The following is a 20665-nucleotide window of genomic DNA, read 5'->3' as shown; positions in this document are numbered from 1 at the left end:
GGCCTAGCCCGGCTCTGATCCCGCCGGAGCGTCCGCGCCCATCAAGCCGGTTCACGGTGGCGGAACGCTCCACTGGGTCCCCGTTCCCGCTGCTCACGGCGTTTCCGCAGGTCAATGCGGGTGGCGTAACCTCGGCGTAATCAAAATCCAGGTAGCGTCGCCGAAGTGGTGACTGCGCAGCGGAGGGCGGAACGGGCCCGGCAGGTGGCCGACGGGTTGCGGCAGCGGATCGTCGCGGGCGAGGTCGGGGATCTGCTGCCGGGCGAGCGGGCGCTGGGCGAGTGGTTCGGCGCGTCGCGGAACGTCGTGCGGGAAGCGCTCGGCTTGCTGCGGGACGAGGGGCTCGTCGAGCGCAGGCAAGGCGTCGGGACGCTGGTCGTGCGCCCGAAGTACGGGCACGGGCTCGATCGGCTGACCGGGCTGGCGGAGGCGCTCGAAGGGCACGGCGAGGTCGTCAACGAGGTGCGCACCGCCGAGACGGTCGCCGCGCCCCCGTCTGTGGCCGAGCGGCTCGGCCTGGCGGCGGGGGAGCAGGTCGTGCATCTCGAGCGCGTCCGGCGGCTGGGCGGGGCGCCGTTGTCGCTGGACTCGACCTATCTGGTCGCGGATCTGGGGATTCCGTTGCTGGGGAAGGACCTGGCGCACCGGGACCTGTTCGCGCTCCTGGAGGAGACGAACGGCATCCGGCTGGGGCGGGCGGAGGTCGAGGTGCACGCGGTGTCCGCCGGGCCGGATACGGCCGCGCTGCTGGACATCGCGCCGGGGACCGCGGTGTTCGCGCTGGACCGGTTGACCCGGCTGCCGGACGGACGACCGGTCGACGCGGAGTGGCTGCACATCCGCGCGGACCGCCTCACGCTGCGCGCGACCTTGCAACGCGGGGCGGAGTGATCCGGCGAGCCTCGTGCGTGGTGATGCCGGTTCTTACCGGCACAAACACGTACGACGCCCGAGTGCGCTGCGGTTTCTGGTGGCGGAGTGGGCGCGGACAGGGTGACCGTGCGGCGGAGCGCAGGAGAGCGAGCGACGTCCGGTGGGCGGGAGCGCGCCGCGGTTTCTGGTGGCAGAGCGGGCGCGGACGGGGTGACTCCGCGGCGGAGCGCAGGAGAGCGAACGGCGTCCGGCGGGCGGGAGTGGGCTGCGGTTCCCGGTGGCGGACCGGGCGCGGACAAGGTGACCGCGCGGCGGAGTGCGGAAGAGAGAGCGACGTCCGGCGGGCGGGAGTGCGCCGCGATTCCCGGCGGCGGACCGGGCGCGGACACGCCGACCCTGCGGCCGAGCGCAGAACAGAGAACGACTTCCGGAGGTGCCCGAGGTGATCGCCGCGCTCATTGTCACCGGATTGCTCGCCGGGATCGGCATCACCGCCGTCGGGCCGGGCGGGGTGCTCGCGACGGTCGGGTTGTTCGTCTTCACCTCGCTCACCCCGGCGCAGGTGGCGGGCACCGCGATCGTCACGCATGTGGCCACCGGGATCCTCGGCAGTGCCGCGTTTGTCCATTCCGGACAGTTGCGGGAGCCCGAAACCCGGCGGGTGGCGGGAGTTCTCGCCGCGGCCGCGTTCGTCGGGACGCCGCTGGGGGTGCTGCTGAACTCCTGGGTGTCGACCAAGGCGTTCGGGATCGTGCTCGGCGGGTTCGCGCTGGTCGTGGCGGTGTTCGTCGGGCTGAAGGGGCGGGAGCGGGCGGTCGGGCTGCCGGTCGCGGGGGCGATCGGGGCGGGCGTCGCGGTGGTGGCGGGGCTGGTCGGCGTCGGCGGGCCGATGCTGGCGGTGCCGTTGCTGGTCGTCGCCGGGATGCCGGTGCTCGGGGCGCTCGCCGCGGCGCAGGTGCAGTCGGTGGTGATCGCCAGCGTCGGGACGCTCGGGTATGTCCTGCACGGCGCGGTCGATTGGCGGCTGGCGGCGATTGTCGGGATACCTGAGTTGGCGGGGGTCTTGATCGGCTGGCGGATCGCGCACGCGTTGCCGACCAAAACGCTCAAAGCCGCCCTCATCGCGGTGCTGGTCGGGATCGCGCCGTATCTCGCGTTGCACGGCTGAAGCCGGGTGGCAGTCACCCGGCTTCAGCCAGTGCGTTACCGGTCGAAGGGCAGTTCTATGACCGCGCCCGGGACCGGTTTCCCGGCGCGGACGGCGGCCAGGTCCGCAGTGGACAGTGCCCGCCGGAACAGGCGGCTGTCGTCCAGCGCGCCGGACAGGTGCTGCGCGCCGTCCAGACGTTCGCCCAGCCACAGCTGGAACGAGACGGTCTGGGTGACCGACCCGGGCGAGTCCGGACCGGACGCGGCCACCGCACCGTCGACCAGGATGCGGAGCTGGCCGCCGGACCGTTGAAGCGCCACGTGATGCCACTTCTGATCGTCGTACGCCGACTGCGTGGCGACCGACTTGCTGCCAGCCGCAGTCGTCATCATCGCGATCAGGCGATGCGACGCGGGTTCGGCGCGGAGCCACAGCTGCGGCGCGGTGGAGCCCATGCCGCCCAGCCACAGCAGCGGCTGCGGGTCCTTCGATGCGCCGTAGTTGACCCAGGTGGAGAAAGTGAATTCGCCTGAGCCCACCAGTTGCGCCGGCGAGTACGGGACGCGGACGAACCCGTTCTTCAGCTGGACCGCTTTGCCGAACTTGCCGGGAACCAGACTGGCGTCGCCGAGGATGCGCGCGGACTGTCTACTTGCGACGTCCGGAGTGGACACTCCCGGCGAACGCTTCCAGCCGAGGTAGTTCTCGTCGAAACGGGCGAAGCGGATCTCGTCGCGGGCGTCCACCGCGCCGCCCTCGTACATCAGGCCGATCTTCGCGTTCCGGTCCTGCGGCCCGCTGAGCTGGACCAGGTCGGAGTAACCCGACCAGTCCGTCGTGATCCGCGTGCCCTGGTCCGCGTTCTCCCACGTGCGACCGTCGTCATAGGACGAACGGATGGTCATCCAGCGGCGCCGGTCGGTGTCGGCGGGGGAGGCGAACAGGATCCGCTTGCCGCCGGGACGGTCCAGGCGCAGCAGGGAACCTTGCACCATCGGCGTCACGAGGTCGGGGATCGTGGTGAAGCGCTGGGAGAACGTCTCGCCGCCGTCCCGGCTCAACGCGTAGTCGCGGTTGCCGATGTCGGTGCCGCTTTGCTCGCGGCCCCCGGCGTAAATCGTGCCGTCCGGCAGTTCCACGACGCTGACTTCCGACGGCTTCTGCGTGAAGGTGCCGCCCACCGGATGCAGGTAGTTGTCGACAGCGCCGACATGCCAGGAGGAACCGCCGTCGTCGCTGTAGATGAGCCCGGCGTAGTTTTCGACGGAATTGGTGCCGTCACTGCGTTCGGCGTTCACTCCGAAGACGAGCCGGCCCGCGTGCTGGCCGTGCTGGAGCTGGATGCCGTGCACCGGACCCGAGGCGTACCAGGAATCCCACGCGGGCAGTTTCGCCTGCGCACTGATGTCGACCGGCGTGGACCAGGTGCGGCCGTCGTCGGTGCTGTACTGCGAATGCGGCGTGCGCGGGCACGGCACGTCGCAGCCCTTGTCGTCGGTACGCCCCTTGTTGTACGTGGTGATCAGGACGATCCGGCCGGTCTTGGTGTCCACAATGGGCACCGGGTTGCCGTGGGTGTCCCCGCCGCCGCGGTTGACCACCTGCAGTGGCGACCAGGTGGTGCCGCCGTCGGTCGAGCGCTTCAGGACCAGGTCGATGTCGCCGGTGTCACCGCAGTTGTTCTTGCGGCCCTCGGCGAAGGCCAGCAGTGTGCCGTGCGTGCTGCGGACGATCGCCGGGATGCGGAAACACGCGTATCCGGTTTCCTGATGCGGGTTGAAGAGCGCTTGCTGATCGAACTGCGGCGCGGCCTGGGCCGCACCGGCGGGAGCGAGGAAAGCCAGCAGCACGAACGCCAGCACCACGCGAAGGGCGGTTCTCATCTGGTCTCCGTTCCGAACTGTCCGGAAAGGACGGCCACGCCGTGTGCGGCCAGTTCCACTTCGGACGATGGCTGAGCGGGATCGGTGAGCAAATCGGTACCAGGGGAAGGCAGAGAGACGGTGACAGCTGCATCGTTGTGGTTGAGCAGGAACAGATAGTCGTCGGCACCGTGCCGCACGATCGCCTGGACACCGTCCGGCAATCCGGGCAGCACCGGCGAAACTCCGGCCTCGGCGGTGATCCGGTCGAAGAGCGTGCGCATGACGTCCGCGTCCGGCCGGGTGCCGAGGTACCACGCGACCCCGGATCCGAACTCGTTCCGCGTGATCGCGGGACGGCCAGCCAGCGGGCCTTCGGCGAAGGTGGCGACGACGTCCGCGCCTTCGGCTTCGATCCATTCGGACCAGATCGTGGCGCCGACATGCGTGCCGTCGAGGTCGAGCGTGGTGGAACCGCCTTCGGGCAGCGGCCAGAACTCGTCGACGCGCAGGCCGAGAATGTCCCGCAGGGGCGCGGGATAGCCGCCGGTGTACACCCGGTCGTTCTCGTCGGCGATGCCGGAGAAGAACGACACCGCCAGATGTCCGCCACCCTCCACATAGGAGCGGAGATTGGCCGCGACCGCACTGTCCATCAGGTACAGATTGGGCACCACGACGAGCCGGTACCCGGACAGATCGCGCGACGGGTGCACGACGTCGCAGGTGACGTTCGCGTCGAAGAGCGGCGCGTAGTGCGCGAGGTGCGCGTCGAGCTGGCTGAGGTCGTCCGACGGATGCGAGTTCAGCTCCAGCGCCCACCAGCTGTTCCAGTCGTGCAGGACCGCGACGTCGGCCTTGACCCGGCTGTCCGCCAGCTGCGGCAGCGACGCCAGTTCCTGGCCAAGGTCGCGCACCTCGCGGAACGTCCGGGTGTCCGGACCGCCGTGCGGCACCATCGCGGAGTGGAACTTCTCGGCCCCGCCCGGAGTTTGCCGCCACTGGAAGAACAACACCGCGTCCGCGCCGCGGGCGACCGCCTGCCAGCTGCCCAGCCGCATCGTCCCCGGCGGCTTCGGGCTGTTGCGGGTGCGCCAGTTGACCGCGCTCGGCGCTTGCTCCAGCAACAGCCACGGCTGACCGTCCTTGATGGACCGGACCAGGTCGTAGGCGAAGGCCGCTTCCAGGTGCCCGCGCGGATCGTACGGGTCGGGGTAGGAGTCGAGGCTCACGATGTCCTCGTGTGGCACCCACCTGTTCCAGTCGAGCGACTTCTGCACGAGGCCGACGAAGTTCGTGGTCACCGGGACGTCCGGGGTGATCCGGGCCAGCACCTCGCGCTCGTTGAGGTAGCAGCCGAGCGACGCGTCGGAGGAGAACCGGTGGTAGTCCAGCTGGTGCGCCGGGTTCGGGAAGGTCGGCGCGACGCGCGGCGGCTGGATCTCGGCGAACTCGGAGTACCGCTGCGACCAGAAAGTCGTGCTCCAGGCGTCGTTCAACGCCTCGATGCTGCCGTAGCGTTCGGTGAGCCAGCGCCGGAAGTCCACTGCGGACTCGTCGCAATAGCAGGCGCGGATGTGGCAGCCGAATTCGTTGCCGATGTGCCACATTTCCAGCGCCGGATGCCCGGCGTACCGGGTGGCGACCTGTTCGACCAGCCGGGCGGCGTGCTCGCGGAACACCGGGCTGGACGGGCAGAACTGCTGCCGCGCACCGGCGGACAGCCGGGTGCCGTCCGCGCGCACCGGCAGGATTTCCGGATACCGGTGGGAAAGCCACGGCGGCGGTGAGGCCGTCATAGTGGCGAGACAAGCGCGGACGCCGCCGGCGGCGAGGTTGTCCATCACCGTGTCGAACCAGCCGAAATCGAATTCTCCCGGCCGCGGTTCCACCTGCGCCCAGGAGAAAATCCCGACCGTCACCATCGAAACCGATGCCTCGGCCATCAGTTTCAGGTCTTCCGCCCACACGTCGGGCGACCAATGCTCGGGGTTGTAATCCCCGCCGTAGTACAGCCGATCCATCAGAGGAGACCCGCTTCCGCTAGTTTTCCCTTGATCTGCAGCAGTTCGTCGTCGTTGAGGGGGAGTTGCGGCGGTGCCATCACCGCGTTGTCGATGAATCCGCGCATCTTCATCGACGCCTTGAACGCGCCGAGCGCGGCCGAGCCGCGGCCCATCCGGTTCGGCGGCGCCACGTCGGTGATGCTGAACAGCGTCAGCAGCCGTTCCTGCTCGCGCCGCGCGGCCTGCGGATTGCCGCCGCGGAAGTGGTCGTAGATCAGCACATAGCCGACCGGGTCGACGTTCCCGAGTCCCGGCACCGCGCCGTCCGCGCCCTGCGCGAGCGCGGAGTCCACGAGCAGTTCGGATCCGGTGAACACGGCGAACTGCTCCAGCCCGCGTTCGCGGCGCTGCTGCAGGACCATCCGGAACCCGGCTTCGTCGCCGCTGGAATCCTTGAGCCCGGCCAGGACGCCGTCCGCGGCCAGGTTCAGCACCATGTCGCGGTCGAGCTTCGTGTGCACGGCCACCGGGATGTCGTAGGCGAAAATCGGCAGCGACGTCCGCTCGTGCAGGAGCCGGAAGTGCCGGTCGATCTCCGCGACGTGCGTGCGCGTGTAGTACGGCGCGGTCACCACGATGGCGTCCGCGCCGGCCGCTTCGGCGGTCTTCACGTGCTCCGCGACGCGCAGGGTCGTCATGTCGATACAGCCGGCGAGCACCGGGACCCGCCCGGCGACCTGGTCGACCGCGGTTTCGACGGTGATCCGGCGCTGGTCGTCGGGCAGGAAGGCGACCTCGCTGGACGATCCGAGCACGAAGATCCCGTGCACGCCGGCGTCGAGCTGGACTTCGATGTGCCGCCGCAGCGACGCGGTGTCCACGGTGAAATCGTCGTGGAACGGCGTGCACAGCGGCGGGATGATGCCGGCGAACTTGGGCGCAGTCATGAGGCGGTCACTCCGGTCGTGATCTCGGGATGGATGCAGCGGTACGTGTGCTCGTCCGGCCCGGACTGCGGTGGCAAGGCGAGGGAGCACTCATCGGTGGCTTTCGGGCAGCGCGTGTGGAACGGGCAGCCGGGCGGCGGCGCGGTCGCCGACGGCACCGGTCCACTGAGGACGATCGGTTCCACCGGGTGCAACAGGCTCGGCGTCGCCGAGAACAGCGCCCGCGTGTACGGATGATGCGCGTGGTGCGGCAGTTCCGCGGCCGGGGCCTGTTCGACGATCCGGCCGAGGTACATCGTCACGATGCGGTCGCTCATCCGGCGCACGGTCTGGATGTCGTGCGACACGAACACCATCGCCAGTTCGAGCTGTTCGCGTAGTTCCAGCAACAGGTTGAGGATCTGCGCGCGCACCGATACGTCCAAAGCGGACGTCGGCTCGTCGGCCACCAGCAACGCCGGCCGCAGGGCGAGTGCGCGGGCGATCGCCACGCGCTGCCGCTGCCCGCCGGACAGTTGCGACGGCAGCGCGTCGGCCACGCTGGACGGCAAGCCGACAAGGTTCATCAGCTCCCGGACCCGTTCGACGCGCTCCTCGGCCGTGCCGATCTGGTGCACGTCGAGCGGGTCGCGGAGGATCTTCGAGACGGGCAGCCGCCGGTTCAGCGCGGTCGACGGGTCCTGGAAGATCATGCCGACCGTGCGGCCCAGTTCGGCCGGACGCAACGCGGACAGCGGCTTCCCGTCATAGCGCACAGTGCCGGAGGTTGGCTTCTGAAGCCCGACGAGCACTCTGGCCAAAGTGGACTTTCCGCAGCCGGATTCCCCGACCACGCCGACGGTTTCGCCCTTCGCGATGGCGAGGGTCGCGTCGGTGAGCGCGTAGACCCGGTCGTGCCCGAACAATCCGGACCCGCGGATCTTGTGCACCACATGCACGCCGTCGACTTCGACGAGGCTCATGCTTGCGCTCCTTCTGCCATGGCCACCACGGGGCTTTCGGCGGGGTAGTGGCAAGCCACGAGATGCCCGTTGCCCGAAGGCTCAGGCGCGACCTCGAAGCAGTGCCCGCGAGCGGCGGGACAGCGGCTCGCGAACCGGCAACCGGGTGGGAAGTCCGCCGGTGCGGGCACGACGCCCTTGATCTGGGTGAGCGTCGCTTCGTTCTCCTCCAGCGACAGCACCGCGCTGAGCAGGCCGCGCGTGTAGTGGTGCCGCGGCGCGCCGACGACAGCCGCGGTCGCGCCGGTCTCGGCGACCTGCCCGCCGTACATCACCACAACGCGGTCGGCGATGTCGGATACCAGCGCGAGGTCGTGTGATACCAGCACCAGCGCGAAGCCCAGTTCCTCCTGCAACCGCAGCAAAAGCGCCATGATCTGCGCCTGCACGGTCACGTCGAGCGCCGTCGTCGGCTCGTCGGCCACGATCAGCTTCGGGCTGCGGGACAGCGCCATCGCGATGAGCACGCGCTGCCGCTGCCCGCCGGAAAGCTCGTGCGGATACGCCCGCAGCGTCCGGCCGGGATCGAGGTTGACCAGTTCGAGCAGCTCTTCCGGCGTGCGCGTGCCGCCGCGCCGGGTGAACTGCTTGAGCTGCGCGCGGATCGTCATCGCCGGGTTCAGCGAGCTGAGCGCGTCCTGGTACACCATCGCCAGGTCGTGCCCGAGGTGCCGGCGGCGGACGTTCGGCTTCATGGTCAGCAGGTCGTCGCCCGCGAACCGGATCTCGCCGCTGAGCCTCGCGGCGTCCGGCTGCAGGCCCATGATCGACAGCGCGGTCAGCGATTTCCCGCAGCCCGATTCGCCGATCAGCCCCAGCACCTCGCCGGAACGGACCGAAAAGGACACTCCGTCGACGACGTTGACGCCGTTGTGCCGGTCCGGGAACGAGATCGCGAGATTCTCCACCGCCAGCACGGTTTCCCGGCCGGACAGATCCCTCGCCTTTGCCGCCAGCCGTTGCCCGGCTTCGCGCAGACCGCGCAGCGGCAGCACTGCCGGAACCGTTTCGGGGGCCAGTTCGATCTGCTGCGCCGCCTCGGCCGCTTTCGCGGTGCGGGCCGACGGCGCGGCCCAAGCGTCGGAGATTCCCTCGGAGAGGATGTTCAGCGCCAGCACCGTCGCCAGGATCAGCAGGCCGGGGAACAGCGTCGCCCACCAGCCGCCGGTCAGCACGAGGTCCTTGCCGTCCGACAGCACCGAACCCCACGACGGATCGGGCGGCTGGATCCCCGCGCCGATGAACGACAGCGACGCCTCGAACACGATCGCGTCCGCCACGGTCACCGTGCAGTACACGAGGATCGGCGCCGCGCAGTTGACCGCGACGTGCCGGGCGAGGATGAACAGCCGTTTCGCGCCGATCACCCGCTCCGCCGCGACGTAGTCCTCGCCGTACTGCGCGAGCACGTTCGCCCGCACCACCCGCGCCACCGGAGCCATGTTGAGGAAGCCGATGGCGAGGATCAGCACCAGGATGCCGCGCCCGAACACCGCCACCAGCACCGCGGCGAGCGCGATGCCGGGGAAGGCCATCAGGACGTCGAGGACCCGCATGACCAGTCCGTCGGCCCGGCGGCCGGACGTCGCCGCGAACGAGCCGACGACGACGCCCGCGACCAGCGCCAGCAGCGTCGCGCCGAGGCCGATCGCGAGCGACCAGCGGGTGCCCGCGACGAGCCGGGAGAAGATGTCGCGGCCGGACTGGTCGGTGCCGAACCAGTGCGCCGCGCTGGGCCCGCCGGTGTCGGTGCTGAGCAGGTCCGGATTGTGCGTGGCCACGACGGTGCCGAGGACCGCGACGAGCCCGAGCACGATCAGCACGCCCAGCGCGATCCACGAGGACAGGGGAAGCCGCCGGAACCGGACGCCGGGCCGGGACAGCCGGGCGGTCAGGTTCGGGCGGAGGACCGGGCGCATCACGAGCGGCTCCGCAGACGGGGGTTGGCGACGAGGTAGAGCACGTCGACGATCAGGTTCACGAGCACGAACCCGGCCGCGATGGTGATCACGAAGCCCTGCACCTTGGCGGTGTCGCCGTCTTGCACGGCCTGGATCATGTTCTGGCCCATGCCGGGCAGCGCGAACATCGTCTCGATCACCACCGCGCCGCCGAGCAGGTAGCCGACCCGCAGGCCGAGCACGGTCAGCGGGTTGACCAGGGCGTTGCGCAGCACGTTCCGCCCGACCACGACGACCGGCGGCAGCCCGCCGCCGCGTGCGGTGCGCACGTAGTCCTTGTCGAGTTCCTCGACCATCGACGTCCGGATCACCCGGGTCAGCTGCGCGGCGACCGGCGCGGCCAGCGCGATCGCGGGCAGCGTCAGCGAGTTCAGCCAGCCGGAGAACGAATCCGCCGGGCTGACGTAGCCGCTGGTGGGGAACAGGCCCTTGCCGACCGCCAGCCACTGCACCAGCAGCAGCGCGATCCAGAACGCCGGGGCGGCGACGCCGGCGAGCGTCACGAACCGGATCAGGTGGTCCGGCCAGCGGCCGCGGAACAGAGCCGAGGTCACGCCGAGCACGACCGAGACGACGAGCGCCAGCGCCAGGCCGAGCAGGGTCAGCTGCACGGTGAGCGGGAGCGCGGTGGCGATGGTCTGGCCCACCGGCTCCTTGGTGATCACGCTCGTCCCGAAGTCGCCCTGCAGCAGATGCCACACGAAGTGCACGTACTGCAGCGGCAACGGGTCGAGCAGGCCGTTCTGCTCACGGAACTGCTGGAGCTGGTCAGCGGTGGCGTTGGCGCCGTTGAACGCGGCCATCGCCGGGTCGACCGGCGAGAACCGCATCACGATGAACACGAACAGGATCACGCCGAGCAGCAGCGGGATCAGGGCGAGGATGCGGCCGGCCAGCATCCGCACGACGACTGTCACTTCGCGGGTCTCCTTGTCAGACCGGTTTGGCCTGGTTGAGGTAGATGCCCGGGTATCCCTGGGCGCGGACGCCGCTGATCGCCTTCGGGTCCCACGCGGTCCCCATCTGCGTGAAGACGATCGGGTAGATCACCGCCTGCTCGGAAATCTGGTCGAGCAACTGCTTGTACAGCCCGCCGCGCTTGGTCTCGTCGGTTTCCGCGGCGGCCTTGTCCTGCAACGCGAGCAACGCGTTGGTGTCGTCGCCGTTCCAGCGCGCGTACTTCGTCATGAGCACCGATTGCGCGTCGTAGTAATAGCGGATGAGCAGGTCCGGGTCGTTGCCGAACTGCAGCGGGTTGTTCGTGGTGGCCACGACCTGGAAGTCGTCGCCGTTGTCCAGTTTGGAGAACAGCGCCTTCGTGTCCTGGGAGTCCAAAGTGGTCTGCACGCCGATCGCGTCCCAGCCCTCCTTGATCACCTTGACGCAGTCGAGCACCAGCGAAGTGTTCGTTGTGGACAGCGAGATCTTCAAGCCGCTCACGCCCGCTTCGGCGAGCAGCTGCTTCGCCTTTTCCGGGTTGAACTCGAAACTCTGCGACGCGGGCTGCGAACCGGGCAGCTTGGGGTTGATGAACGACGTGCCCGCGGTTCCGGTGCCGCGCAAGCCGATCTCGATCATCTTCTTCTTGTCGATCGCGTAATGCAGCGCCTGGCGGACCCGCTTGTCGGCGAACGGGGAGTGCTTGGTGTTGAAAAGCAGGAACAGGTTGTTGCCGCCGTCGGCGAATTCGACCGTGCGGCCCGCCTTGCGGAGCTGCTCGGCGTTGGCGGGCGGGATGTTCTCCGCGATCTGCGCGTCCGGCTTGGCCCCGGAGATCGCCGCGACCCTCGGCGCGGAATCCACAATGGACTTCCAGAGCATCTTGTCGTACGCGGCCGGGCGCGGGCCGTTGTAGTCCGCGAACTTCTCGAACGAGGTGTGCGACAGCGGAGCCTGCTCGGTGATCTTGTACGGCCCGGAGCCGACGACCTTGCCCGCGGCGGCGGCCTTCCAGTTGTTCTCGAACACGTGCTTGGGCACGATCTTGCAGATCTGGATCCGCTGCAGCGCGTACGGGAACGCGAACTTCAGCTTGAACTCCACCGTCTTCGCGTCGACCTTCGTGACCGACTCCAGCCACTGCGAGAAGAAGCTGTGGATGAGCACGTTTTCTTTCGGGTCGAGCACACGGGCGTAGGTGAACACCACGTCGTCCGCGGTCACCGGCTTTCCGTCGTGCCACTTCGCGCCGTCGCGCAGTTCGAAGCGCAGCGTGGTGCTCTTGAGGTCGGCAGGCAGCGCCTTGGCCAAACCGGGGAATGGCTCCCGGGTGACCGGATCGCCTTCGACGAGCGATTCGTAGCTGTGCAGGATCGCCGCCATCGCGAACGCCGACGCGGTCTGCAGCGGGTCCCAGGTCTGGTTGTTGCCGTACCCGATCACCGCGGTGACGGAACCGGACGAACTGCCGGTTTTGTTGGTCGACGCGGGGCCGCCGCACGCGGCGAGCGTCGACGAAACCGCTGCGGCGGCCCCGGCGAGGCCGGCGTAGCGCAGCAGTGCGCGCCGGTTGAACTGAGTCCCCATGGCGGTTCGGGACATGGCGTCTCCTGACTTGATGCGGTGTTCCACCCAGAAAGCATCGAGAAGTAGGACGTGGGACGTCCTATGACTTGCCGGAACCCTAAGTCCCGTTCCCGCCCCGGTCAAGAGGCTTGTTCCCACCCGCGCGGGTGCAGCGGCGCGAGCCGATCATGACGTAGGATGTCCTCCGATGGCGACGTGCCAGTGCAAGAAAGACATCCGGGAGACACGTGTGGCGCGCCCGCAACGCAGTGAAGAGATCACCAAGCAGATCATCGACCTGATCGTCGACCGGCAGCTGCCGACCGGCGCGCCGATGCCGACCGAACTGAGCCTCGCCGAGGACATCGGGGTCAGCCGGAATTCGATCCGGGAGGCGGTGAAGGCGCTGCAGGCGCTCGGCATCGTCGAGGTCCGGCACGGGTACGGCACGTTCGTCGGCGCGGCCGGGTCGGAGGCGCTGCAGACGTGGCTGCTCTTCCGCACGCGCAGCCGCGGCAGCACCGACGCCGGACGGCTGCGCGACCTGCTCGAGGTCCGCGAGATGATCGAAACGGAGCTGACCAGCCGGGTCGCGCGCGACCACCGGCCGGAGCTGATCGGGGAACTGCAGGCGTGCGTGGCGCGGATGCGCCGCAAGGGGCCGGACGCGGCGGTGGCCGACCGCGAATTCCACGACCTCATCTGCGCCGAGGCGGGGTTCGACCTGGCGCGCGAGCTGACCGGCTTGTTCTGGGACGTCTACCGGGCCGCGGAAGGCGAAATGGGCGGGCCGGTTTCGTCCGCTCCGGCCACCGCGAAACGACACCAGGCGATCGTGGACGCGCTCGTGAGCGGCGACGCGGAGGCGGCCGCGCACGCGGTGCACCGGCATTTCGACGAGGTGCGCAAGCGCGCGAAAGCCGGTCGCTACGGCGGCTTCGGGGAGGCGCGGCCCGCGGTTTCCGGTTCGGCCGCCAGCTGAGTGTGGTTAGGCTGGACAGGTGACGACTCCGGAGATCGCCTTCCTGCCGCCGTCCGCCGCCGAGGACGCCGCGCTGGTGGCCTTGCTGACCGATCTGGTGAACACCGTCTACGCGAAGGCCGAGGCGGGATTGTGGGCCGGTTCGGCCGATCGGACCAATGCCGCGGAGATGGCCGGGCTGGTTCGCTCGGGGGAAATCGCGGTCGCCCGGATCGACGGGGCCGTGGTGGGCTCGGTCCGGATCCAGCGGCTGGCTGAGGACCTCGGGGAGTTCGGTCTGCTCGCTGCCTCGCCGGAGGTGCGCGGCGCTGGGATCGGGCGGGAGCTGGTCCGGTTCGCGGAGAGGCATTGCCGGGCCGAGGGGTGCACGCGGATGCAGCTCGAGCTGCTGGTGCCGCGGGAGTGGACGCATCCGTCCAAGGAGTTCCTCGCGCAGTGGTACGGCCGGCTGGGGTACCGGGTGGTGGAGACGTCGACGATCGACGGGCCGCATCCGGAGCTGGCTCCGCTGCTGGCCACTCCGTGCGATTTTCTGATCTGGCACAAGGAACTCGGCTGATCTTGGCGCGGGATTTCCGTCCGGTTTTGTCCTGGTGTCAATTCTGACCAGGTGGTAGGAATTGGCGAAAGCCCTCTACCTCTGGGAGTTGGCATGGGTGGACCTTCGGTGCAGCTCTACTCGGTGCGCGACGCGTTCGCGGCCGATCCGGACGAGACGTTGCGGCGGCTGGCTGCGATCGGGTTCGGCAGCGTGGAGCCGTACGGGGTGGTGGAGAACGTCGAGGCGCTTCGTGCGGGGCTGGCCGCGCACGGGTTGAGCGCGCCGACCGCGCACGGGTTGAGCGCGCCGACCGCACACGCCGCGTTGGTCGGGAAGGATCTGGACGCGGTGTTCGCGGCGGCTCGGGAATTGGGGATCGAAGTCGTCATCGAACCGATGATTCCGGCGGCGCAGTGGCAGAATTCAGCGGATATCGTTGCCGCTGCGGAAGCGCTCAATGCCGCGGCGAAGGTCGCGGCGGGATACGGCGTCCGGGTCGGGTACCACAATCATTGGTGGGAGCTGGAATCGCGGATCGACGGGCGCAGCGCGTTGGAGGTCTTCGCGGATCGGCTTGACCCGGAGGTCGTGCTGGAGGTCGACGCCTACTGGGCCACGGCGGGCGGCGAGGACGCGCCCGCGTTGCTGCATCGGCTGGGGGAGCGGGTGCGCGCGATTCACGTGAAGGACGGGTCGCTGGCGGTCGATGCTTCCGGGCAGGTGCCCGCGGGGCAGGGGCGGGTGCCGCTGGAGGATGTGCTCGCGGCGGCTCCGGAGGCGTTGCGGGTGGTGGAGTTCGATCGGCATGAGGATGTTTTCGGCGGTATCGCGGAGAGTTTCGCTTATCTCGCCGGGGTGGGGAAGTGACGGTCGGGGTCGGGGTCGTCGGGGCTGGGTTTATCAGTGACACCTATTTGGAGAATTTGACAGCGTTTCCGGATCTGCGGGTGGTGGGGGTCGCTGATCTCGATTTATCCCGGGCTCGGGGGCAGGCGGCGAAATACGGGGTTCCTTGGAGCGGGTCGATGGCGGATCTGCTCGCGTTGCCGGATGTCGAGATCGTCGTGAATCTGACTGTGCCCGCGGTGCATGTCGAGGTGAGTCTCGCGGCGGTGGAGGCGGGGAAGCACGTTTGGTCGGAGAAGCCGATCGGGGTTGATCGGCCGACGGTGCGGAAACTTCTCGACCGGGCGCGGGAAAAGGGCGTGCGGGTGGCTGGGGCGCCGGACACCCTTCTGGGGGCTGGGCACCAGACCGCGCTTCGTGCGCTCGGCCGGATCGGGGTTCCTGTTGCGGCGCTGGCGTTGTTTCAGACGCCTGGGCCGGAGAGCTGGCATCCCGCGCCGGAGTTTTTGTTTCAGGCCGGGGGCGGGCCGTTGCTGGATATCGGGCCTTATTACTTGACGCAGCTGGTGCAGGTTTTTGGGGCGGTGCGGAAGGTTACCGGGGTTGGGGGGAAGGGGCGGGAGACTCGGGTGATTGGGGCTGGGCCTCGGGCTGGGGTTGAGTTTGCGGTTACTGTGCCTACTACGGTTAGTGCGTTGATCGAGTTTGCGCGCGGGGGGTGTGCGCAGGTTTTGTTGTCTTTTGATTCTGCGTTGCGGCGGACTGGGGTTGTTGAGGTTTCTGGTTCGTTGGGGACTGCGGTTTTGCCGGATCCTAATCGGTTTGACGGTTCTGCTGTGGTGCATGTGGGTGGGGAGTCTGAGGAACTTGTCGCGGTGGGGCATTCGGGTTCTCGGGGTACGGGGGTGCTTGATTTGGCTCGGTCGGTTCGGGCTGGGGTGGGGGAGAGGGCTTCCGGGGAGATGGCTTATCACGTGCTGGATGTGATGGTGGCTGTTGAGGAGTCCATGGAGCTTGGGGTGGGGGTTGAGGTCTCCAGTCGGGTGGAGCCGGGGGAGCTGTTGCCCGTTGAGTGGGATCCGTTTTCGCGGACGTTGTGAACGGCTCGTCGCCTGGCGGCGACATCGGCCTTTGGTTGCGTGGGGCACCCCGAAGCTTGATTGTGCTGACGGTCTGGGGGTGCTTGTCAAGGCGGGAAAGATGCCTTGACAAGCACCCCCAGACCGCAGATGGGCTTCGTATCGGGGTGCGGGGGAGGGGCTGGGTGCCTCGCTCGTTGGGTGCATCGGCTGCGGGTGGGTGGGGTGGGGGCTAGCGCCCCAATGTGGCATTGGGTGCGTGGGATGCACCCAATGTGGCGTTCGGTGCATGGGACGCAACCAATGCCGCATTGGGGCGGCATCCCGGTCTGGTGGCGGGACGGTCTGTGAAGGGCTCCTTGAGGGAATCTGAGTCAGTGAAGGGGCCCGTCACGGACGGTGGAGGGTCGTGAGGGGAACCCTGGGGGAATCAGAGTCAATGAGGGTGGCCCTCACGGACGGCGCTGGCGGAGATCCGCCATCCAGGGGTGGATTTCCGGGTTTCGCCTATTTCGGGAACAGGGGGACGGTCAGAAGAGTTTGCAGAGAGAGGCGGAGGGAACCGACTGCATCTACTTGCGTGGGGGTGGTGAGCCACTGGACCTGGAGGCCGTCCATCAGTGCGATGAAGGTGAGTGCCGCCAAGTCCGGGTCCGTGCCGGGGCGCAGCTCGCCTGTTTCGGCGAGCGCGCGGAACGACTGGGCGATGCTCTCGCGGGCCTCGCGGTAATGGCGGGCGAAGTAGGCGTGTGCGGGGTGGTCTTCCGACACCGCTTCGGCGGCGAGGCGGGAGTACACCTCGACGATGCCCCGGTGGCGGATGTTGTATTCGGCCAGCGCGATGAAGCGGCGCAGGACTTCCAAGCCGGGCGGGGCGGAGAGTTGTTCCCGGACGGCGTCCTCGGCGTCGCGGCGTTCCAGGACTGCCGCGAGCAGCGCTTCCTTCGTCGGGAAGTGGTACAGCAAGCCGGCGTGGGTGATGCCTGCTCGTTTGGCTATTTCCCGCAGCGACGCACCGTGGTAGCCGGCCTCGCCGTACACCGCGGCGGCCGCCGACACGATGTCGTCCCGGCGGATTCTGCCCTTCAGGTAGCCCTCGCTCACGGGGCGGCGATCGGTTCGGCTTCCACCCGCCCATCATGCCCCAGCGCGTCCCGCACCCGTGTTCCTGACTGGACCCGACCCCCGAAGAGGAGCCGAGCCCGATGACCGAGCTTTCCCCGCCCCCGGTGCTGCCCCGCGCGGCGCGCGTCGGCACCTGGATCGTGTTCGCCTTGTGCGGGTTCGCGGTCGGCATGTGGGTGGTGCACATCCCGGTGATCGAGCGCGCGACCGGCGTTTCGCACACCGCGCTCGGGGCGCTCCTGCTCGTGCTCGGCGGATCGGCGCTGATCGGGATGCAGGTCACCGGCCCGCTCGCGGACCGGTTCGGGCATCCGCGGGTGGTGTCCGTCGCGGGGGTGCTCGTCGGGGTCGCGGTGGTGCTGCCGGGATTCGCGGCGAACTGGTGGACGCTCGGGCTCGCGCTCGCGGCGTTCGGGTTCTTCAACGGCTCATTGGACGTCGCGATGAACGCGCACGCGGTGGTCGTCGAACGCGCTTATCCGCGGCCGATCATGGCTGCCTTCCACGCGATGTGGTCGATCGGCGGTGCGATCGCGGCCGTCGTCGGTGCGGCGGTGCTGGGCGCGGGAGTGCCGACGCTCGTGTCGCTCGGCGGTACCGGAGTCCTGTGCATCGTGGTTTCGCTGGTGGTCCGCCGGTACTTGCTCGACTCGTCGGAGGAGACCGCCGAAGAAACCACCGAGGAAGCCAAACCGGCCCGCACCCCGATGCGCGTGGTGTGGCTGCTCGGTCTGCTGGCTTTCGCGCTGATGCTGTCCGAGGGCGTCGCGAACGACTGGGCCGCGCTGTATCTCCGCGACGGGCTGGGGACGTCCGAAAGCACCGCCGCCCTGGCTTACGGCTCGTTCGCGGTGGCGATGACCGTCGGCCGGTTCGCGACCGACCGGGTCGCCGCGCTGGCCGGACCGGTCGCGGTGGTCCGTTACGGCAGCGGGCTCGCCGCGCTGGGACTGGCGATCGCGTCGCTCGCGCCGTGGGTGCCGCTGTCGTTGTGCGGCTGGGCGTTGTTCGGGCTCGGGCTGTCCGGGGGCGTCCCGCAGCTGTTCACCGCGGCGGGCAACCTGGACAAACGCGCGTCCGGGGCGCTGATGGCGCGGGTGGTCGGCGTCGGCTACGTCGGGCTGCTGGCCGGCCCGGCGATCATCGGCGGACTGGCGCACTGGGTGCCGCTGAACGTCGCGTTCCTGCTTCCGCTGGCATTGTGCGTGGTGGCGGTGGTGTTCGCGTCCGCGATGAAGCCCCGCGGCTGAGCCGGTCAGCCGCCGAACTCGATGGTGCCGTCGCGGCGGCCCGTCGTGAAGATCCGGCGGCAGACCAGGAACGCGATCAGCAGCCAGCCCGCGAACACAGCCAGTTCCAGCGCGACATTCGGCAGGACCTGTCCGGCGCCCGCCCCGTGCAGCACGTCGCGCACCGCCTGCAGGCCGTGCGTGAGCGGGACGACCTGGCTGACCGCCCGCACCCAGCCGGGCCAGAAGGCCACCGGCACCTGGACGCCGGTGACGATCATGAGCATGATGCTGGCCAGCCGTCCGATCAGGTTGCGCGCCGGCATGAACCGGAGCGCGAGCATCCCGATCGTCAGGCCGAACGCGTAGGCGCTGATGCTCACCACGACGATGATCGGCACCGAGAGCAGGGCGGCGCCCACTGGCAGCTGCACGCCGAGCACCGGGGCCAGCAACAGCAGGCAGACCGAACTGCACGCGATGCCGTCCAGCATCCATTGCACGCTGCGGCCGACCAGCACGACGAACGGGTCCGACGGGCTGCTGGCCAGCAGCGGGAAAGTGCCGGTCAGCCGTTCCCACGAGGTGCTCGCGACCACCAGCAGCACCACGTCGGCGGTGATGTACACCGAGTTGCCCACGACCAGGTACTCGAGGCTGGACTGGGACCCGAGCAAGCGCCCGATCAGCGCGAACAGCGTGACCTGGCACAGGATCCGGGCGAGCCACGCGAACGTCCACGATTTCCACGTGTAGGTGGAGCGCATGTCGGTCAGCGCGCTGACCGCCGCGCAGCGCAGAATCCTGCCGTTCTCCAGCACCGAGCCCCTCACGCGTACCCCACCGTCCCGTTGCGTCGCAGTCTGTTCAGGATCGCCTTCATCAGCGCTGTCCCGGCGACCAGCCCGGCCCCGCCCAGCCCGAGCACGATCGCCAGCCGCAGCACCGGCTGGTGCGGGGCCTCGGGGCGCAGGCAGTCGCGAAGCAGGTCCGAGGACCAGGAAAGGAAGAACACCCTGGCGACCGGCTGGGCCCAGTCCGGCAGGAACGAGATCGGCACGATCGTCCCGCCCAGGATGTAGAACGGATACGACATCGAGTTCTGGAAGATCCGGGCCGAGCGGGCGAGCGCGAACAGCGCCGCCATGATCGACGCGGTGCCCACCATCGCCGCCGCGGTGCAGACCAGGGTGAGCACGAAGAGAACGGGATGGGCGACGGTGACGACCGAACCGAAGACCGCCCATCCGACGACGGAGCTCTCGGCCAGCCCGCCGAAGCTGACCACGGTGATCGCGGCGATCCGGCCGAGCAGCAGCACCGGGTACGGTGCGGGCGCGGCCAGCACCCCTTCGAGGGTGCCGCCCCATCGTTCGATGTCGATCAGTTCGCCGGACACGAACAGCGCGGTGGCCCAGACCGTCATCATGGCCGAGCCGATGATGGCGTACGGGGCCAGGTCCGCCCGGCCCGCCTGGCGCATGATCGCCAGCATCGCGATCGCCAGCAGGGGGATCGTCACCAGCGACAGCAGGTAGTCCGGCGTGCGGCGCAGGACTGAGAGCTGGAATCGCGCGGAGGACAGGAAGAGGGAGATCATCGGACGCTGAGCCCTCGATCCCCGATCACGCGCAGATAGACCTCTTCGAGGCTGGGCCGCGCAGCCGAAACCTGGGTGACTCCCGCGTCGAGCAGTGCGCGCAGCACCTCGGCCGAGGCGCCCTCCGCGGCCGTCTCGATCACCGCGGAGCCGTCGGGCCGTTCGGCGACCGAGGCGACTCCCGGCAGCGCTTCGATCCGGCGCCTGGCCTCGGCGGGCAGTTGCCCGGCGACGACCCGCTCGTAACGGGAAATCCACTGGCCGAGGGTCTTCGGTTCCTCGGTCGCGAGCATCCGGCCGCCGTCGATCAGGGACACGCGGTCGCAGAGCGCCTCGGCCTCGGCCATGTCGTGCGTCGTGACCAGGATCGAACGGCCGTCGTCCCGGAGTTCGGCGACGAGCCGGCGGAAGTCCCGCGCCGCGACCGGGTCCATGCCGACGGTCGGCTCGTCGAAGATCAGCACCCTGGGGTCGCCGATCAGTCCGCGGGCGAGGTGCAGCCGCTGCTTCATGCCCCGGGACATGGTCTCGACCGGGTCGTCGGCGCGATCGGCGAGACCGAGCCGGTCCAGCAGCGCGACGACCTGTTTCTTGGCCGTCTTGCGCGGCTGCCGGTACAGCGCGGCCCAGTAGAGGAGGTTCTGCCGGGCAGTCAGCCGGAGGTACAGACCCCGTTCGCCGCCGAAGACGATGCCGATGGCGCGCCGCACCGCGTCGGCGTCCGCGACCACGTCGTGCCCGTGGATCTTCGCGCTGCCCGAGGTCGGCAGCAGGACTGTACAGAGGATCTTGCACAGGGTGGTCTTGCCCGCTCCGTTCGGGCCGAGCAGTCCGTGCACCTGTCCCTCGGCCACTTCGAGATCGACGTCGCTGAGCGCGTGCCGAACCTCCTTTTTGCGCTGGTAGACGCGGCAGAGCCCGTGGATCTCGACTGCCTTCGTTTCACCGTGTCCCATGG

General features: G+C 69.1%; 18 protein-coding genes. 7 read left to right on the top strand and 11 right to left on the bottom strand.

All coding sequences use genetic code 11. The features are described from left to right. Positions 1–165: 165 nt before the first annotated feature. A complete protein-coding gene (locus WA670_RS25235) occupies positions 166–891 on the top strand; it encodes a GntR family transcriptional regulator (RefSeq protein WP_336159057.1) in 726 nt (241 codons plus the stop codon). A gap of 415 nt (positions 892–1306) precedes the next feature. Further along, entirely contained in the window at positions 1307–2041 is a 735-nt protein-coding gene (locus WA670_RS25230) for a sulfite exporter TauE/SafE family protein (RefSeq protein ID WP_037818787.1), read from the top strand. A 35-nt stretch (positions 2042–2076) separates the two neighbouring features. On the opposite strand, the gene WA670_RS25225 is transcribed toward WA670_RS25230, so the two are convergent. The 7 genes from WA670_RS25225 to WA670_RS25195 are packed head-to-tail and all read right to left on the bottom strand — an operon-like array spanning position 2077 to position 12341. After that, the gene (locus WA670_RS25225) at positions 2077–3906 is read right to left on the bottom strand and encodes a sialidase family protein (protein ID WP_336159056.1); all 1830 of its coding nucleotides are present in this window, start codon (positions 3904–3906) and stop codon (positions 2077–2079) included. Next, entirely contained in the window at positions 3903–5909 is a 2007-nt protein-coding gene (locus tag WA670_RS25220) for a beta-galactosidase (protein WP_336159054.1), read from the bottom strand. Before WA670_RS25220 ends, WA670_RS25225 begins: the two co-directional genes overlap by 4 nt. Beyond that, complete coding sequence (locus WA670_RS25215; RefSeq protein WP_043833635.1) at positions 5909–6838, bottom strand: dihydrodipicolinate synthase family protein; 930 nt, start codon at positions 6836–6838, stop codon at positions 5909–5911. The genes WA670_RS25220 and WA670_RS25215 overlap by 1 nt, the downstream gene beginning before the upstream one ends. Then, positions 6835–7800, bottom strand: a complete 966-nt coding sequence (locus tag WA670_RS25210; RefSeq protein WP_336159053.1) for an ABC transporter ATP-binding protein — start codon at positions 7798–7800, stop codon at positions 6835–6837. Before WA670_RS25210 ends, WA670_RS25215 begins: the two co-directional genes overlap by 4 nt. Then, positions 7797–9758: a dipeptide/oligopeptide/nickel ABC transporter permease/ATP-binding protein gene (locus tag WA670_RS25205; RefSeq protein WP_336159085.1), complete on the bottom strand. Its 1962-nt coding sequence runs from the start codon at positions 9756–9758 to the stop codon at positions 7797–7799. Before WA670_RS25205 ends, WA670_RS25210 begins: the two co-directional genes overlap by 4 nt. Further along, on the bottom strand, positions 9758–10717 hold the full coding sequence (locus WA670_RS25200; protein ID WP_037713542.1) for an ABC transporter permease: 960 nt from the start codon (positions 10715–10717) through the stop codon (positions 9758–9760). The genes WA670_RS25205 and WA670_RS25200 overlap by 1 nt, the downstream gene beginning before the upstream one ends. 16 nt (positions 10718–10733) lie before the next feature. After that, positions 10734–12341: an ABC transporter substrate-binding protein gene (locus tag WA670_RS25195; RefSeq protein ID WP_037818795.1), complete on the bottom strand. Its 1608-nt coding sequence runs from the start codon at positions 12339–12341 to the stop codon at positions 10734–10736. Positions 12342–12555: 214 nt separating this feature from the next. Here WA670_RS25195 and WA670_RS25190 point away from each other — a divergent pair, with 214 nt between their 5' ends. The 4 genes from WA670_RS25190 (at position 12556) to WA670_RS25175 (ending at position 15774) form a co-directional block, all read left to right on the top strand. Further along, positions 12556–13287: a FadR/GntR family transcriptional regulator gene (locus WA670_RS25190; RefSeq protein WP_037818796.1), complete on the top strand. Its 732-nt coding sequence runs from the start codon at positions 12556–12558 to the stop codon at positions 13285–13287. 19 nt (positions 13288–13306) lie between these two features. Beyond that, complete coding sequence (locus WA670_RS25185) at positions 13307–13846, top strand: GNAT family N-acetyltransferase (RefSeq protein ID WP_134732935.1); 540 nt, start codon at positions 13307–13309, stop codon at positions 13844–13846. A 93-nt stretch (positions 13847–13939) separates the two neighbouring features. Beyond that, positions 13940–14695: a sugar phosphate isomerase/epimerase family protein gene (locus WA670_RS25180; protein ID WP_336159052.1), complete on the top strand. Its 756-nt coding sequence runs from the start codon at positions 13940–13942 to the stop codon at positions 14693–14695. Next, positions 14692–15774 (top strand): Gfo/Idh/MocA family protein, encoded by a 1083-nt coding sequence (locus tag WA670_RS25175; RefSeq protein WP_238607232.1) that lies wholly within the window; start codon positions 14692–14694, stop codon positions 15772–15774. The genes WA670_RS25180 and WA670_RS25175 overlap by 4 nt, the downstream gene beginning before the upstream one ends. Before the next feature lie 486 nt (positions 15775–16260). Here WA670_RS25175 and WA670_RS25170 read toward each other — a convergent pair whose 3' ends face one another. Next, positions 16261–16857, bottom strand: coding sequence for a TetR/AcrR family transcriptional regulator (locus WA670_RS25170; RefSeq protein ID WP_037818576.1), 597 nt, complete (start codon positions 16855–16857; stop codon positions 16261–16263). A gap of 101 nt (positions 16858–16958) precedes the next feature. On the opposite strand from WA670_RS25170, the gene WA670_RS25165 reads away from it, so the two are divergent. Then, positions 16959–18128 carry an MFS transporter gene (locus WA670_RS25165; RefSeq protein WP_037818577.1) on the top strand — a complete coding sequence of 390 codons (1170 nt, stop codon included), beginning with the start codon at positions 16959–16961 and terminating at the stop codon, positions 18126–18128. Positions 18129–18133: 5 nt separating this feature from the next. Here the strand turns inward: WA670_RS25165 and WA670_RS25160 are convergent, their stop codons facing one another. Genes WA670_RS25160 through WA670_RS25150 form a run of 3 tightly spaced genes read right to left on the bottom strand, consistent with a single transcriptional unit; the run spans position 18134 to position 20663 of the window. Further along, positions 18134–18940, bottom strand: coding sequence for an ABC transporter permease (locus WA670_RS25160; protein ID WP_158714564.1), 807 nt, complete (start codon positions 18938–18940; stop codon positions 18134–18136). Beyond that, positions 18937–19707 carry an ABC transporter permease gene (locus WA670_RS25155; RefSeq protein WP_037818579.1) on the bottom strand — a complete coding sequence of 257 codons (771 nt, stop codon included), beginning with the start codon at positions 19705–19707 and terminating at the stop codon, positions 18937–18939. Before WA670_RS25155 ends, WA670_RS25160 begins: the two co-directional genes overlap by 4 nt. After that, a complete protein-coding gene (locus WA670_RS25150) occupies positions 19704–20663 on the bottom strand; it encodes an ABC transporter ATP-binding protein (RefSeq protein ID WP_336159051.1) in 960 nt (319 codons plus the stop codon). The genes WA670_RS25155 and WA670_RS25150 overlap by 4 nt, the downstream gene beginning before the upstream one ends. Positions 20664–20665 lie beyond the last annotated feature (2 nt).

The organism is Amycolatopsis sp. VC5-11, from assembly GCF_037034185.1.
Classification (GTDB): Bacteria; Actinomycetota; Actinomycetes; order Mycobacteriales; family Pseudonocardiaceae; genus Amycolatopsis; species Amycolatopsis nivea.
Note: the sequence above shows the minus strand (reverse complement) of the source record. Positions and strands in the feature narration are given on the sequence as shown.